Source organism: Methylobacterium sp. Leaf89, from assembly GCF_001422215.1.
Taxonomy (GTDB): Bacteria; Pseudomonadota; Alphaproteobacteria; order Rhizobiales; family Beijerinckiaceae; genus Methylobacterium.
On sequence record NZ_LMML01000011.1, the window covers coordinates 126035 to 141576 of the forward strand.

Here is a 15542-nt window from a genome sequence, read left to right on the forward strand (position 1 = left end):
AGCGCCGGGCTCGAGCGTGAACTTGTAGGCAATCTCGGCCGGAACGCCCTGCTTGATGAGTTCGCGACTGGACACCTCCGAGCGCTCGGCGCCGTTCCGCTGCTTGTCGTACCAGTTGCTGTCGCCCGAGCGGACCTCGAAGCGCAGCGTGTTGTTGTCCGTGGAGGTCAGCGCGTAGGAGGCGTTGGTGTCGTAGGAGTAACCCGAGCCGGCATTGAGAACGTCGTAAACGTCATTGCCGAGCCCCATCAGATAATAGATTGGGCTGCCCGCCTTCCAATCCTTCGCGTCGACAATGACCGCGCCCATGCCGTCCTCGCACCGTGACCTGAATTGACCTGATGCGAACGTTGTATCGTCCAAGTTAATACATTCTATTCCTCTCAGTAGCGCAAATCTTGTGTTTGATTTGAAATTTCATTTACCTTTCCGAGGCGTATCAAAACCTTGCCGCGCCCGCATCCCACGCGGCGCGGCCGGAACGGCGCGGGCGCCGGGATCGGTCAGCGGGACGGGGCCGGCGGGGGCCGGCGGGGGCCGCCTCGACCGGCCCGCCCACCCCCCTGCGGGGTGCGCCTCGCGGTACCCGTCGACGCCCCCGCGCCCGAGAAACCGGTTTCCCCTTTCCGGTCCGATGCTCTAAACCCGGCCCCAGAGTAGAACATTTCCAAAGGCGGCCGGCGGGGTGTCCCGGCGGGCGCGGGACCAGGGAACGCCATGCGCATCGGACTGTTCGTGCCGTGCTACGTCGACGCCTTCGAGCCGGAGGTGGGGGTGGCCACCCTGGAGCTGCTGGAGCGCTTCGGGCTCGACGTGGACTACCCCTTCGACCAGACCTGCTGCGGCCAGCCGATGACCAACACCGGCTGCCACGCCGAGGCCGCCGCCACCGAGGCCCTGTTCGTGAAGAACTTCGCCCCGTTCGACTACGTGGTGGCCCCGTCCGGCTCCTGCGTGCACCAGGTGCGCGAGCACCTCACGGCGATCCCGCAGACCGAGGAGGTCAAGGCGGTGCGGGCCAAGACCTTCGAGCTGGTCGAGTTCCTGCACGACATCCTCAAGGTCGATGAATTCCCCTGGGCCGAGTTCCCCCACAAGGTCGGCTACCACGGCAACTGCAACGCGCTCCGGGGCATCCACCACGCCCGCCCGTCCGAGCTGAACGCGCCGTTCTTCTCCAAGCCCCTGGATCTCCTGAAGAAGGTCAAGGGCATCGAGATCGTGGCCCCCGCCCGGCCCGACGAGTGCTGCGGCTTCGGCGGCACCTTCTCGGTGTTCGAGCCCGCCGTCTCGGCCAAGATGGGCTACGACAAGGTCGCGGACCACGCCCAGGCCGGGGCCGCCTACGTCGTCTCGGCCGATTCCTCCTGCCTGATGCACCAGAAGGGCTGCGCCGAGCGGCTCGGCGTGCCGCTCAAGTACATCCACATCGCCCGCATCCTGAATGGAGCGACCGCATGAGCGCCTCCGACGAACTCCGTCCCCGGGAGGACCTTCGACCCCGCGACGATGCCCGCCGCGACGGCGTGATCCATCCCGAGGTGCTGGCCGCGAACGACGAGAGCGAGCGGGGCCAGGACGGCCGGCGCCTGCAGCACGCGGAGGGCGCCTCGCGGCCGATCTCGGCCGAGGCCATCTCCCCGAAGGCGCCCCGCGAGCCGCAGCCGCGCGGCGCCAAGATCCGCGGCGACCGGCCCATCGACCAGGCCGAGGCCGCCGAGCGCTTCCTCGCCGCGCCGCTGCACCAGAAGGCGCACGACGCCCGGCTCTGGGACCTGCGCTCCAAGCGCGACACCGCCGCCTTCGGCATCCCCGAATGGGAGGAGCTGCGCGAGCTCGCCTCCCAGATCAAGACGCATACCCTGGCGAACCTCGACCGCTACCTCGAGCAGTTCGAGGCCCAGGCGAAGGCCAACGGCGTGCACGTGCACTGGGCCGCCGACGGGGCCGAGCACAACCGCATCGTGCACGGCATCCTCAAGGATCACGGCGCCAAGTCGCTGATCAAGTCGAAGTCGATGCTCACCGAGGAATGCGGCTTCCGGCACTACATGGCCGGCACCGGCATCGAAGTGATCGAGACCGATCTCGGCGAGCGCATCCAGCAGCTCGACAACGAGGAGCCGAGCCACGTGGTGGTGCCGGCCGTGCACAAGACCCGCTTCGACGTGGCCGAGGTCTTCTCCCGCACCATGGGAACCGACCCCGAGAACGACGACGCCCACTACCTCGCCGAGAGCCAGCGCATGCACACGCGCCCGCTGATCCTGGAGGCGGATGCGGGGCTCACCGGCTGCAACTTCGCCATCGCCGAGACCGGCACGGTGGTGACCTGCACCAACGAGGGCAATGCCGATCTCTCGGGCAACGTGCCGAAGCTCCAGATCCACTCCATCGGCATCGAGAAGCTGATCCCGCGCATCGAGCATCTCGGCGTGTTCCTGCGCCTGCTCTCGCGCTCGGCGCTGGGCTCGCCGATCACCCAGTACACCTCGCACTTCCGCGCGCCCCGCGCGGGCACCGAGATGCACATGGTGCTGGTCGACAACGGCCGCTCCGAGCGCCTCGGCATGGAGGAGTTCTGGACGTCCCTGAAATGCATCCGCTGCGGCGCCTGCATGAACACCTGCCCGGTCTACCGGCGCTCGGGGGGCCTGTCCTACGGCGCCACCTATTCGGGCCCGATCGGGCTGATCATCGACCCGACCTTCAACAAGCGGAAATACTCGACCCTGCCGTTCTCCTCGACGATGAACGGCTCCTGCACCAATGTCTGCCCGGTGAAGATCAACATCCACGAGCAGATCTTCGCGTGGCGGAAGGTCTTGGCCGAGGAGCACCAGATCCCGCTCCTGAAGCAGGGCATGATGAAGGCGGCGGGCCAGGTCCTGAGCCGCCCGGCCACCTACCGGGCGGCCATCGGCGCCGCCGATTCCGCCCTGAAGGTGCTGCCGCGCTTCGCCGTCTACAACCCGCTCAACACCTGGGGGAAGGGCCGCGAGATGCCCGAGGCCCCGCGCCAGACCTTCCACGCCTGGTACAAGCAGAACCGCATGGGCCAGGCGGGGGGCAAGAAGACCGGCGACACGACGAAGACCCGCGACACGACCAAGACCGACGGCACCACGAAGACCGGCGACACGACGAAGAGTGCGACATGAGCGTCCGCGAAACCACCCTGGCGCGCATCCGCCAGAACCGCCCGGCGGGCGATTACCCCCTGCCGGAGGTGCCGCTCTTCGCGCCCCTGGTCGGCGACGACCACGTGGCCGAGTTCGGCGAGCGCCTGAAGCGCATGGGCGGCCGGCTCGCCGAGGCCGACCCCGTCGGCGACCCCTTCGCCAGCGTGCGCGAGCGCCTGGCCGGTGCGTCGGTCATCGCCTCGGCCGTGCCGGAGATCGCGGGCAACCGCGATCTTGGCGCCGTGGCCCGGCCGCAGGACCTCGCCGACGTCGACGTCGCCGTCGTGCGGGCGGTGTTCGGGGTCGCCGAGACCGGCTCGGTGCTGTTCACGCAGGCCGAACTGCAGGTGAACGCCGTCGCCTACCTCGCCCAGCACCTGGTGGTGCTCCTCGACCCGGCCGACATCCTGGTGAACATCCAGGCGGCCTACCGCCGCCCGGACTTCGCCCACGCCGATTACGCCGTGCTCCACACCGGCCCCTCGGCCACCGCCGACATCGAGGGCGTGCTGATCCACGGCGCGCAGGGCGTGCGCTCGCTCACGGTGATCCTGGTGCCGCGCCGGGGCTGAAGTCCGGTGCGCGACACCGCGCCCGGAGGCGCGATCCTTGCTATGCCGACCGCCACGACATGCATGCGAGACCTGTCAGCAAGGAGCGGATGGTGCGCTATCAACTGGGCTGCAACTTATCCTACAACATCCTCTCGGACACGACCTTCATCTTCAACCTCGAGGTCGCGCGCCTGCGTAGCGTCGAGATCCTCAGCGAGAGCCTGATCCTGTCGCCGAACCTGAAGCGCGACATCTACATCACGCCCGACCTCCAGAACCGCTACCTCGGCGTCAACGTGCCGGTGGGGCAGTTCGCCCTGGAATACAGCGCCGAGGTCGAGCTCACCGTACACCGGGCCGACCCGGCGACGGTCAACGAGACGCCGATCTCCCAGCTGCCCCTCGACATCCTGCCGTTCCTGCTGCCGAGCCGCTTCGTCTCGTCCGACCGGCTGACGCCCTTCGCGCTGGCCGAGTTCGGCGCCCTGCCGAAGGGCCACCAGCGGGTCAACGCGATCTGCAACTGGATCCACGACCACCTGACCTACCAGCCCGGCACCAGCGACGGCGAGACCACCGCCGACGAGAGCCTGCTCAAGCGGGCCGGGGTCTGCCGCGACTTCGCCCATATCGGCACCGCCTTCTGCCGGGCGCTCGGCATCCCGGCCCGCTTCGTCAGCTGCTACGCCCACGGCCTCGTGCCGAGCGACTTCCACGCGGTGTTCGAGGCCTATCTCGACGGGCGCTGGTGGCTGTTCGATGCGACCCGCCAGGCCGACCTCGACGGCCTGGTGCGCATCGGCGTCGGGCGCGACGCCGCCGAGATCGCCTTCTCGACGCCCTGGGGCAACATGCAGCCGGTCAACCAGCAGATCCGCATCGTGCGCGCGGACGGGCAGGGCAGCCCGCCCCAGCGCACCGTCGACGCGATCTCCACCGAGGAGCCGGCCCCGCACGCGGGCGCGGCCTGAGACCCGGGGCGAGCGCGCCCCGATCATCCTAGCGCGCCGCGATCGCCGCGCCCTTGCCGAACCGGGCAGGCGTGCGATGTGAACGGTTCACGGAGGGCATCGCGCCATGGCCTATCGTCATACCGTCGGCCCCCGCACCCACGTCTTCGCCGATCTCGCGGCCCTGATGGCCAAGGCGACGCCGGTGCGCTCGGGCGACCGGCTCGCCGGCGTGGCGGCGGAATCCGCCGAGGAGGCGGTGGCGGCCCGCTGGTGCCTCGCCGAGGTCCCCTTGCGCGAGATCCTGGCCCGGCCCCTGATTCCCTACGAAGCCGACGACGTCACGCGCCTCATCCTCGACACCCACGACGCGGGGGCCTTCGCCGAGATCGCCCACCTCACCGTCGGCGACTTTCGCGAGTTCCTGCTGACGGCCTCGTCCGGGACCCTGGCGCGGATCGCCCCCGGCATCACGCCGGAGATCGCCGCGGCGGTCTCCAAGATCATGCGCAACCAGGACCTGATCCTGGTGGCGCGCAAGTGCCGGGTGGTCACGCGCTTTCGCAACACCATCGGGCTGCCGGGGCGCCTCGCCGTGCGGCTGCAGCCCAACCACCCCACCGACGATGCCGCCGGCATCACCGCCTCGATCCTCGACGGCCTGTCCTACGGCTGCGGCGACGCGGTGATCGGCCTCAACCCGGCCTCCGATTCCGTCTCGACCCTGAGCGGCCTGCTCCACCTCTTCGACGACCTGATCCGGCGCCTGGAGATTCCGACGCAAGGGTGCATCCTCACCCACGTCACCACCACGATCGAGGCCATGAACCGGGGCCTGCCGGTCGACCTCGTGTTCCAGTCGATCGCGGGCACGCAAGGGGCCAATGCCAGCTTCGGCGTCACCCTGCCGATCCTCCGAGAGGCGCACGAGGCGGCGCTGGCCCTCAAGCGCGGCACGGTCGGCGACAACTGCATGTACTTCGAGACCGGGCAGGGCTCGGCCCTCTCGGCGGGCCAGCACCACGGCATCGACCAGCAGACCCTGGAGGCCCGGGCCTACGCGGTGGCCCGGCCGTTCCGGCCCCTCCTCGTCAACACCGTGGTGGGCTTCATCGGGCCGGAATATCTCTACGACGGCAAGGAGATCATCCGGGCCGGGCTGGAGGACCACTTCTGCGGCAAGCTCATGGGCGTGCCGCTGGGCGTCGACGTCTGCTACACCAACCACGCCGAGGCCGACCAGAACGACATGGACACCCTGATGACCCTGCTGGGGGCGGCCGGCTGCACCTTCATCATGGGCATCCCCGGCGCCGACGACGTGATGCTGAATTACCAGTCCACCTCGTTCCACGATTCCCTCTACCTGCGCGAGGTGCTCGGCCTGAAGCGCGCCCCGGAATTCGAGGCCTGGCTGGAGCGGATCGGGCTCACCGACGTGGACGGCGCCCTGCTGCCGGAGGGGCCGAGCGCCCGCCTGATCGCCGCCGCGCCGGGGCTCGCCGATCCCGGGCTGGCCGCATGAGCACCGAGGCCGACCCCTGGGCCCGCCTCGCCCGGCTCACCCCCGCCCGCATCGGCCTCGGCCGGGCCGGCTCCGGCCTGCCGACCCGGGAGGTCCTGCGCTTCGGCCTCGCCCACGCCCAGGCCCGGGACGCCGTGCACACGCCCCTCGACGCCGAGGCGGTGAGCGCGGGCCTCGCGGCCCTCGGGTTCGAGACGCTCCGCGTGGCCTCCGCCGCGCCGGACCGGGCGACCTACCTGCGGCGGCCGGATCTCGGCCGCGCCCTGACGGAGGAGGGCGCCGCGGCGCTCGCCGCCCGCAGCGACGGCCCGGTGGACCTCGCCCTGGTGGTCGCCGACGGCCTCTCGGCCCGGGCCGTGCACGAGGGGGCGGCGGGCCTCCTCGCCGCCTTCCAGCCCCACATCGCACGGGCCGGCTGGCGACTCGCACCCATCGTGGTGGCGACGCAGGCGCGGGTGGCCCTCGGCGACGGCATCGGCGCGGCGCTCCAGGCCCGCGCCGTGGTGGTGATCATCGGCGAGCGGCCCGGCCTGTCCTCGCCGGACAGCCTCGGGCTCTACCTCACCTTCGCCCCGCGGGTGGGGCGCTCGGATGCCGAGCGCAACTGCCTCTCGAACGTGCGCCCGGCCGGGCTCTCGCACGCGTTGGCCGCGTTCAAGCTCGACTGGCTCCTGACCCAGGCCTTCGCGCTGGGGCTCTCCGGCGTGACCCTCAAGGACGACAGCGGGCCCGCCCTCTCGGCCGCCCCGGGCCCGACCCTGCTGGGCGACGGGTCCGAGCCGGCCTGAGGTTGGCAAAGCCTTCGCGCGGGGACCCGGGACGAACCCCGCCGTCGCCTCAGGTTGTCCGGAAGAAATCCCGCCCCTAAGCGTGGCTGTGGCGAGGTCGCAACACCCCGAAAGCATCCCGACTTTGCCTTGGGAGACCCCTCTCGCCGCCGCGATCCCGCCATAAACCGGGACCACCTCAGCAAGCGCGGTAAACGATAGTTCCCCCAACGCTTTACCGCGGAGTTCAGACGCTTTCCGAGAAACGGTCCGGTGGGCCGCGCGCCGTGGGTCCCCACGGAACGCACCCATCTGTTCGCGGTCGCGCCGAACCCACACATGCGTATCAGGCCGGGGCGGTGAGACACACGATGGACGCGAGCAAAACCGACAAGTCGAAGCTTCCGAGCCGCCATGTCACGGAGGGGCCCGAGCGCGCGCCCCACCGCTCGTACCTCTACGCCATGGGCCTGACCCGCGAGCAGATCCACCAGCCGTTGGTGGGCGTCGCCTCCTGCTGGAACGAGGCCGCCCCGTGCAACATCTCGCTGATGCGCCAGGCGCAGGCGGTGAAGAAGGGCGTCTCGGCCGCCAACGGCACCCCGCGCGAGTTCTGCACCATCACGGTGACGGACGGCATCGCCATGGGCCATGCCGGCATGCGCGCCTCGCTGCCCTCCCGCGAGGTCATCGCCGACTCGGTCGAGCTGACCATGCGCGGCCACGCCTACGACGCCCTCGTGGGCCTGGCCGGCTGCGACAAGTCCCTGCCCGGCATGATGATGTCGATGGTGCGCCTCAACGTGCCGTCGATCTTCATCTATGGCGGCTCGATCCTGCCCGGCTCGTTCCGGGGCCGTCCGGTGACGGTGCAGGACCTGTTCGAGGCCGTGGGCAAGGTCGCGGTCGGCGACATGTCCCTCGAGGACCTCGACGAGCTGGAGCAGGTCGCCTGCCCGTCGGCCGGTGCCTGCGGCGCGCAGTTCACCGCCAACACCATGGCCACCGTCTCCGAGGCCATCGGCCTGGCGCTGCCCTACTCGGCCGGCGCCCCGGCGCCCTACGAGATCCGCGACAGATTCTGCATGACCGCGGGCGAGAAGGTGATGGAGCTCATCGCCAAGAACATCCGCCCGCGCGACATCGTCACCCGCAAGAGCCTGGAGAACGCGGCGGCCGCCGTCGCGGCCTCGGGCGGCTCCACCAACGCGGCCCTGCACCTGCCGGCCATCGCCCACGAGTGCGGCATCAAGTTCGACCTGTTCGACGTCGCCGAGGTGTTCAAGCGGACGCCCTACATCGCCGACCTGAAGCCGGGCGGGCGCTACGTCGCCAAGGACATGTTCGAGGTCGGCGGCATCCCGCTCCTGCTCAAGACGCTGCTCGACCACGGCTTCCTGCACGGCGACTGCATGACCGTGACCGGCCGCACCATGGCCGAGAACATGGAGAAGGTTCACTGGAACCCGGACCAGGACGTGGTCCGCTCCGCCGCCACCCCCCTGACGCCCACCGGCGGCGTCGTCGGCCTGCGCGGCAACCTCGCCCCCGAGGGTGCCATCGTGAAGGTGGCCGGCATGTCGGAGGACAAGCAGGTCTTCACCGGCCCGGCCCGCGTGTTCGACGGCGAGGAGGCCTGCTTCGAGGCCGTCCAGAAGCGCACCTACAAGGAGGGCGAAGTCCTCGTCATCCGCTACGAGGGTCCGAAGGGCGGCCCCGGCATGCGCGAGATGCTCTCCACCACCGCAGCCCTCTACGGCCAGGGCATGGGCGACAAGGTCGCGCTCATCACCGACGGGCGCTTCTCGGGCGCCACCCGCGGCTTCTGCGTCGGCCATGTCGGGCCCGAGGCCGCCGTCGGCGGTCCGATCGGCCTGATCCGCGACGGCGACGTCATCACCCTCGACGCCATCAAGGGCACCCTCGACGTGGCGGTCTCCGACGCGGAGTTCGCGACGCGTCGCGCCGCCTGGAGCCCGCGCACCAACTCGGCCACCTCCGGCTACCTGTGGAAGTACCAGCAGACCGTCGGGCCGGCGGTGAACGGCGCGGTGACCCATCCGGGCGGCGCCGAGGAGACGCACACCTATGCGGACATCTAGGACAGCCCTCGGCCGCGCCCCGCGGCCGGTCCGGGCCGCCCGGGATCGGCCGCTCGCCCCGATGGGCCGGCGGCTCGCCGCGGCGGTCGGGCTCGTGCTCCTCGGCGCCCTGCCGGCGGCGGCCCTCGACGCCACCGCCCGGACACCGGTGCCCAGCGGCAATTACCGCAGCGCCCGCGAGGCCCTGCGCATGGGCGTGCGCGACTACAATGCCGGCGACAAGGAAGGGGCCGCCCGCGCCCTGGAATACGCCGCCGAACAGGGCCATGCCCTGGCGCTGTGGAAGCTCGGCCGCATGTACGCCGAGGGCGACGGCGTGCCCCACGACGACCTCAAGGCCTTCGAGTTCTTCTCGCGCATCGCCGACGACACCACCGACGAGGGGCCGGACGCCCAGAACTCGGGCGTGGTCGCGAGCGCCTTCACGGCCCTGGGCGCCTACTTCCTCGACGGGATCAAGGGCACCTACGTGCGCCCGAACCCCGAGCGCGCCTACGACATGTTCAACTATGCCGCCTCGTATTTCGGCGACCCGAACGCGCAGTACAATCTCGGCCGGCTCTACCTCGACGGCACCGGCGTCGACACCGACGCGCGCCAGGCCGCGCGCTGGTTCAACCTCGCCGCCGAGAAGGGCCATGCCCCCGCCCAGGCCCTGCTCGGCCAGCTCCTCGTCAACGGCCAGGGCGTGCCGGCCCAGCGCGCCCGCGGGCTGATGTGGCTCTCGATGGCCCGGGAAGCCGCCCAGGGGCGCAAGGACGACTGGATCGTCGCCCTCTACGAGAAGGCCTGGGCCTCGGCCAGCGAGGAGGACCGCGCCGCCGCGATGGCGCAGGCCTCCCAGACCACCGCCCAGGTCACCGGATCGGCGCGCCGCCGGCGCTGAACGCCGACGGTCGCACCGCTTCGGGTGACCAATTCGGGCGATCAGTTCGGAGACGTTCGGGCCGCCAGCGCCGTGACGAAGGACGGGCGCGCCAGGGTGGCGTCGACGTAGCCGGCGAGCTTGGGCCAGCGCCCGGCATCGACGGATTCGCCGGCCAGGTGCAGGTTGTGGAAGCCCGTGGCCACCGAGATGTCCGCGACGCTGAAGGCGTCGCCGACGAGGTAGGACCCGTCGATCTGCCCCTCGAGGTAATCGTAGATCTTCGGCAGGTCCTCGTTGAGGGCCTTGGCGACGGCGCCCTCGTCGCCGGGCTGCCCGAGCATCTTCGGCTTCACCACCCGGTTGGCGAAGGGGGCGATGATGACGTCGAACATCTCGGTGTCGCCGTACTTGTCGAACCAGATCGCGCGGCCGCGGGCCTTGGCCTCGGACGGGTACAATGCCGGGCTCGGGAACTTCGCCTCCAGGTAGGTCAGGATCGCGGAGGAATCGGCCAGCAGGAAGCCGTCATCGTCGAAGGCCGGGATCTTGCCCAGCGGGCTCGCCGCCTGGAAGGCCGGGTCCTTGTCGTGGAAGAACAGCGGGATGTGCTCCGCCTCCTGGCCCTTCTCGGCCAGGGCGACGAGCACCTTGCGGACGTAGGGCGAGTAGCTGGTGCCGTAGAGTTTCACGCGGGGGGTTGCTCCGTGTTGGGGGGATTCTGGTGAGGGATTGCCGGAGCCCAACCCCCGGGCGCCCGGATCGTTCGCTCACGCGTCCGTGAGATCCGCCGTCACGGGCACGTGGTCGGAGGGTTTTTCCAGGCCGCGCAGGTGCTTCTGCACCGAGGCCGAGGTCAGCCGGTCGGCGGCCTGCGGCGAGAGCAGGAGGTGGTCGATCCGGATGCCGGCGTTCCGGTTCCAGGCCCCCGCCTGATAATCCCAGAAGGTGTAGAGGCCGGCCCGCGGATCGCAGGCGCGCAGGGCATCGGTGTAGCCCTCGGCGAGGAGCGCCCGGAACGCCGCCCGGCTCCGGGGCAGGAACAGCGCGTCCCCGCGCCAGGCCTCGGGGTCGGCCGCATCCTCCGGCTCGGGAATCACGTTGTAGTCGCCAGCCAGCACCACCGCCTCCTCGGCCTCGCGCAGGCCCTGCGCATGGCGCCGCAGCCGCTCCAGGAAGCCGAGCTTGTAGGGGTATTTCGGGCTGTCGACCGGGTTGCCGTTGGGCAGGTAGATCGAGGCGACGCGGACCGGCCGCACGCCCTCGCCGGAGATCAGCGCCTCGATGTAGCGGGCCTGCTCGTCGGTGTCGTCGCCGGGCAGGCCGCGGCGGATTTCGGACATCGCCAGGGGCGCGCGCACCAGCAGGGCGACGCCGTTATAGGCCTTCTGTCCGAGGGTCTCGACGGCGTAGCCCGCCGCCTCGATCTCTGCCCGGGGAAAGCCCTCGTCCTGGCATTTCAGCTCCTGCAGGCAGACCACGTCGGGCTTGGCCTCGTCGAGGAAGCCGACGAGGTGACCGACGCGCTGCTTGATCGAATTGACGTTCCAGGTGGCGATCCGCATGGGCAGGGAGTCTCTGGGAGCTGGGGCGCGTGGATGCCCGTCATCGGGCCTTCGCCGCGGGCTGGCAAGGCTTCGACGGCGAGGCTCGGGTCGAGGCGTTGTGCTCCGCAGGCGCGACGGGCGGTGACGGGGAGGTCCGGATGGACGGGGACTGGCTGACGCCGATCTGCGCCTATTGCGAGCGCAGCGATCCCGGCTTCTGGGCGGAGCCGGTCAACGCCCTGTCGAACGGCGCCTTCCTGATCGCCGCCGCCCTGGCAGCGGCGCGCGTGCGCCGCGCTCGCACGGGCGACAGGCCGGCCCTCCTGCTCAGCGCCCTGGTGGCGGTGGTGGGCGTCGGCTCGTTCCTGTTCCACACCCTGGCGGTGCGCTGGGCGCTGCTGGCCGACGTCATCCCGATCGCGCTCTTCATCTACGCCTACTTCCTCCTGGCGATGCGGCGCTACTTCGGCCTCGGGACCGGGGCGGCGCTGGCCGCCACCCTGGCCTTCGCGGCCGTCAATCTCGGCCTGGAGCCCGCCCTCGACGGGCTCACCGGCCGGTCGACGGACGCGCTCACCAACGGCTCGATCGCCTACGCCCCCGCGATCCTGGCGCTGGCGGGCGTCGCCGCCGGCCTGCTGGCGCCGCGGGGCGGTCCCCCGGATCCCGCCCGGCGCGAGGCCGGGCTCGGCCGCCATGATCCCGCCCGGCGCGAGGCCGGGCTCGGCCTCTTGGGAGTCGCCGTCCTGTTCGCCGTCTCGCTCGCCTTCCGCACCCTCGACCGGGCGGTGTGTCCGGCCTGGCCCCTGGGCACCCACGCCCTCTGGCACATCCTCAATGCCGGGGTGCTCTGCGCGCTCATCGCCATCGCGGTCCGCTACCGTCGGCGCCGATCGTAACGCCGCGTCACCCCGACGGCCGGCCGTTTTGTTGCGCCCCCCGGCAAATCGTTGCAGAAGATCGGGCCGCGCCGAGCGCGGCATTCGCCTCCGCCGATCGACGCCGGGCCCGCACCGCCGCCGGACGCGGCAGGTCCCGGACCCGGCAGGTCCACGGCGCGACAGAGTGACGGAACACACCCATGACACAGAGCCTTCGCCTCGGCGTTGCCGGCCTCGGCACCGTCGGCGCCGCCGTCGTCCGGATGGTCGCCCGCCGGGCCGAGGCCCTCGGCCAGACCAGCGGGCAGGCGATTCGCGTCACCGCCGTCTCCTCGCGTGACCGGAGCCGCGACCGCGGCCTCGACCTCGCCGGCGTGACCTGGTTCGACGATCCCGTCGCCCTGGCGACCTCCGGGGAGGTCGATTGCGTGGTCGAGCTCATCGGGGGCGCCGAGGGGCCGGCCCGGCAGACGGTGGAGGCGGCCCTGGCCGCCGGCAAGCACGTGGTCACCGCCAACAAGGCGCTGCTGGCCAAGCACGGCGCGGCCCTCGCCCGGCAGGCCGAGGCGGCGGGCGTGGCGCTCGCCTACGAGGCCTCGGTCGCCGGCGGCATCCCGGTGATCAAGGCCCTGCGGGAGGGCCTGACCGGCAACGCCGTGTCGCGCGTCTACGGAATCATGAACGGCACCTGCAACTACATCCTGACCCGGATGGAGCGCGAGGGCCTGACCTTCGAGGCCTGCCTCAAGGACGCCCAGGCCCTCGGCTATGCCGAGGCCGACCCGACCTTCGACGTCGAGGGCTTCGACACCGCCCACAAGCTCGCGATCCTGACGAGCCTCGCCTTCGGCACCGAGGTCGACGCCGAGGGCGTTTCGGTCGAGGGCATCTCGGCGATCCAGCCCCTCGACCTGACCATGGCCGAGGAACTCGGCTACCGGATCAAGCTCCTCGGCGTCGCACAGGCGGCGGCCGGGGGCATCGAGCAGCGGGTCCATCCGACCATGGTGCCGAAATCCTCCGCCATCGCCCAGGTGATGGGCGTGACCAACGCGGTCACCATCGATGCCGATGCGGTGGGCGAGCTCACCCTGATCGGTCCCGGTGCCGGCGGCGAGGCCACCGCCTCGGCCGTGGTCTCCGACATCACCGACATCGCCGCCGGCACCCGCCGCCCGACCTTCGGACGCCCCGCCGCCGCCCTGAGCCCGTCCCAGCGCGTCGCCATGCAGCGGCACGAGGGCGGCTACTACATCCGCCTCACCGTGCACGACCGCCCCGGCGTCGCCGCGGGCGTCGCCACCCGCATGGCCGAGCGCGACATCTCCATCGAGAGCATCCTGCAGCGCCGCTCCGAGAGTGCGGCCTCGAAGGACCCGCATGGCCGCTCGGGCCAGCCGGTCCCCCTGGTGCTGATTACCTACGCCGCCACCGAGGGCACGATCCGGGACGCCCTCGACGCGATCGCGACCGACGGCCTGCTCGCCGAGGCCCCCCAGCTGATCCGGATCGAGCGCGAATAGGGGCCGTGCGCACGATCTGGGGATGAACGAAGAAAACTGCGCGCGCGGCGCGAAACTTCATGCCAAACGCGCATTTTAGTTCATAAGGAGCGCCCAAGAGAGGCGCAGGGGCGCGAGGCTCACATGTCTGGTGGCAATTTGGAATCGCGCGCGCCGGTGGCCCGGTCCCTGACGCTGGAGCTGGCGCGGGTCACGGAGCGGGCCGCCATCGCCGCGGCCCGCCTGCGCGGACAGGGCCGCGAGAAAGAGGCCGACCAGGCCGCCGTCGACGCAATGCGCCTGGAGCTCAACCTGCTGCCCATCGACGGCACCGTGGTGATCGGGGAGGGCGAGCGCGACAACGCCCCGATGCTCTACATCGGCGAGCGCCTGGGCACCGGCGACGGCCCGAAGGTCGACATCGCCGTCGATCCCCTCGAGGGCACCACCCTCTGCGCCAAGGACATGCCCGGCGCCATCGCGGTGACGGCCCTGGCGGAAGCCGGCTCCCTGCTCGCCGCCCCCGACGTTTACATGCAGAAGATCGCCATCGGGCCCGGCTACCCGGCCGGCCTCGTCGATCTCGATGCCAGCCCGGCCGACAACATCGCTGCGCTCGCCCGTCACAAGGGCGTCGACCCGGCCCAGATCACCGCCATCATCCTCGACCGACCCCGCCACATGCAGCTCGTCGCCGCCGTGCGGGCGACGGGGGCGGGCATCCGCCTGATCTCGGACGGCGACATCGCAGGCATCATCCACACCGCCAATGCCGAGGCGACCGGAGCGGACATCTATCTCGGCATCGGCGCGGCTCCCGAGGGCGTGATCGCGGCCGGCGTGCTCCGCTGCATCGGCGGGCACATGCAGGGCCGCCTGATCCTCGACAGCTACGACAAGCGCGAGCGCGCCGCCCGGATGGGCATCAGCGACCCGAACCGGAAGTACGAGCTGCACGACATGGCCCGGGGCGACGTCATCGTCGCCGCCACCGGCGTCACCGACGGCGCCCTGCTGCGGGGCGTCCGCTTCCGGCCGGGCCTGATCGAGACCGAGACCGTGGTCTACCGCTCGGCCAGCGGCACCGTCCGGCGCATGCTCTGCGAGCACCGCCTGCTGGGCGACGCCTGAGCGGGACACGTCCGGGGTCGGATCGGCGGGGACGCTCTTCGAGCGCAGCCCTGCAGATCGCCGGAAGATCGCGCGGAGCCGCGACGACTCCGTCCCATCGCGTGCGAGCGATCTTCGCTTCGGCCATTACCGGGCGAACCCGTTCGGCGGAGGATCGATGCCGTTACGGTGGACCCGGCATCCGCATCCGCTGGCATCTCCGCGATCGGAAACCACCGCTTTCGGGACCGGTCGGTGTGCATCCGGGATGCCGCTGTCCTGCGCCGGGAATCTCCAAGTCTACGCTGGACGAATGGACGGATCGGTCGCGCCCGCCCACGACCGACCCGCATCGTCTGCGCCGACGACTATTGGCTCTCTCGAAACCGTGATGGAACCAAAGAGAGTAACTCTGAAAATGCTGTGGTTGTCTCGCAAGAGCTTCACGAAGATTTTTACGGACACGCCAAAGCATTCGGATTGGAAATAAAGCGACCTTTCACCACTTCGCCGGAGAAGGTCGGCGCAGGAATCCCGAGCCTCCCGCCGAACCCAAG

Annotated in this window: 14 protein-coding genes; 11 read left to right on the forward strand and 3 right to left on the reverse strand. The window is 70.8% G+C overall.

The annotated features are described in order from the left end of the window. A partial coding sequence (locus tag ASF18_RS24090) for a hypothetical protein (RefSeq protein WP_162239163.1) occupies positions 1 to 309 on the reverse strand: 309 nt, incomplete at its 3' end. A 408-nt stretch (positions 310 to 717) separates the two neighbouring features. Between ASF18_RS24090 and ASF18_RS06245 the strand changes: the two genes are divergently transcribed. The 8 genes from ASF18_RS06245 (at position 718) to ASF18_RS06280 (ending at position 9966) form a co-directional block, all read left to right on the forward strand. Next, entirely contained in the window at positions 718 to 1461 is a 744-nt protein-coding gene (locus tag ASF18_RS06245; RefSeq protein ID WP_056221646.1) for a (Fe-S)-binding protein, read from the forward strand. Then, complete coding sequence (locus ASF18_RS06250) at positions 1458 to 3161, forward strand: lactate utilization protein B (RefSeq protein ID WP_244472599.1); 1704 nt, start codon at positions 1458 to 1460, stop codon at positions 3159 to 3161. The genes ASF18_RS06245 and ASF18_RS06250 overlap by 4 nt, the downstream gene beginning before the upstream one ends. Continuing rightward, positions 3158 to 3754, forward strand: coding sequence for an LUD domain-containing protein (locus ASF18_RS06255; protein WP_056350228.1), 597 nt, complete (start codon positions 3158 to 3160; stop codon positions 3752 to 3754). Before ASF18_RS06250 ends, ASF18_RS06255 begins: the two co-directional genes overlap by 4 nt. Positions 3755 to 3846: 92 nt before the next feature. Then, a complete protein-coding gene (locus ASF18_RS06260) occupies positions 3847 to 4707 on the forward strand; it encodes a transglutaminase family protein (protein ID WP_056221813.1) in 861 nt (286 codons plus the stop codon). 106 nt (positions 4708 to 4813) lie between these two features. Next, positions 4814 to 6211 (forward strand): ethanolamine ammonia-lyase subunit EutB, encoded by a 1398-nt coding sequence (locus ASF18_RS06265; RefSeq protein ID WP_056350230.1) that lies wholly within the window; start codon positions 4814 to 4816, stop codon positions 6209 to 6211. Further along, the gene (eutC, locus tag ASF18_RS06270; RefSeq protein ID WP_056350233.1) at positions 6208 to 6999 is read left to right on the forward strand and encodes an ethanolamine ammonia-lyase subunit EutC; all 792 of its coding nucleotides are present in this window, start codon (positions 6208 to 6210) and stop codon (positions 6997 to 6999) included. Before ASF18_RS06265 ends, eutC begins: the two co-directional genes overlap by 4 nt. Positions 7000 to 7349: 350 nt before the next feature. Continuing rightward, positions 7350 to 9080 (forward strand): dihydroxy-acid dehydratase, encoded by a 1731-nt coding sequence (gene ilvD / locus ASF18_RS06275; RefSeq protein WP_056221671.1) that lies wholly within the window; start codon positions 7350 to 7352, stop codon positions 9078 to 9080. 61 nt (positions 9081 to 9141) lie between these two features. Then, positions 9142 to 9966, forward strand: a complete 825-nt coding sequence (locus tag ASF18_RS06280) for a tetratricopeptide repeat protein (protein WP_156649696.1) — start codon at positions 9142 to 9144, stop codon at positions 9964 to 9966. A 41-nt stretch (positions 9967 to 10007) separates the two neighbouring features. Here ASF18_RS06280 and ASF18_RS06285 read toward each other — a convergent pair whose 3' ends face one another. Next, complete coding sequence (locus ASF18_RS06285; protein WP_056350236.1) at positions 10008 to 10637, reverse strand: glutathione S-transferase family protein; 630 nt, start codon at positions 10635 to 10637, stop codon at positions 10008 to 10010. 78 nt (positions 10638 to 10715) lie between these two features. Next, positions 10716 to 11510 carry an exodeoxyribonuclease III gene (gene xth, locus ASF18_RS06290; protein WP_056273935.1) on the reverse strand — a complete coding sequence of 265 codons (795 nt, stop codon included), beginning with the start codon at positions 11508 to 11510 and terminating at the stop codon, positions 10716 to 10718. A 140-nt stretch (positions 11511 to 11650) separates the two neighbouring features. On the opposite strand from xth, the gene ASF18_RS06295 reads away from it, so the two are divergent. From ASF18_RS06295 to glpX, 3 genes are all read left to right on the forward strand, one after another. Next, positions 11651 to 12391: a ceramidase domain-containing protein gene (locus ASF18_RS06295; RefSeq protein WP_056350283.1), complete on the forward strand. Its 741-nt coding sequence runs from the start codon at positions 11651 to 11653 to the stop codon at positions 12389 to 12391. A 182-nt stretch (positions 12392 to 12573) separates the two neighbouring features. Then, positions 12574 to 13896: a homoserine dehydrogenase gene (locus tag ASF18_RS06300; protein ID WP_056221683.1), complete on the forward strand. Its 1323-nt coding sequence runs from the start codon at positions 12574 to 12576 to the stop codon at positions 13894 to 13896. A gap of 123 nt (positions 13897 to 14019) precedes the next feature. Continuing rightward, complete coding sequence (gene glpX / locus ASF18_RS06305) at positions 14020 to 15006, forward strand: class II fructose-bisphosphatase (RefSeq protein WP_056273940.1); 987 nt, start codon at positions 14020 to 14022, stop codon at positions 15004 to 15006. Positions 15007 to 15542 lie beyond the last annotated feature (536 nt).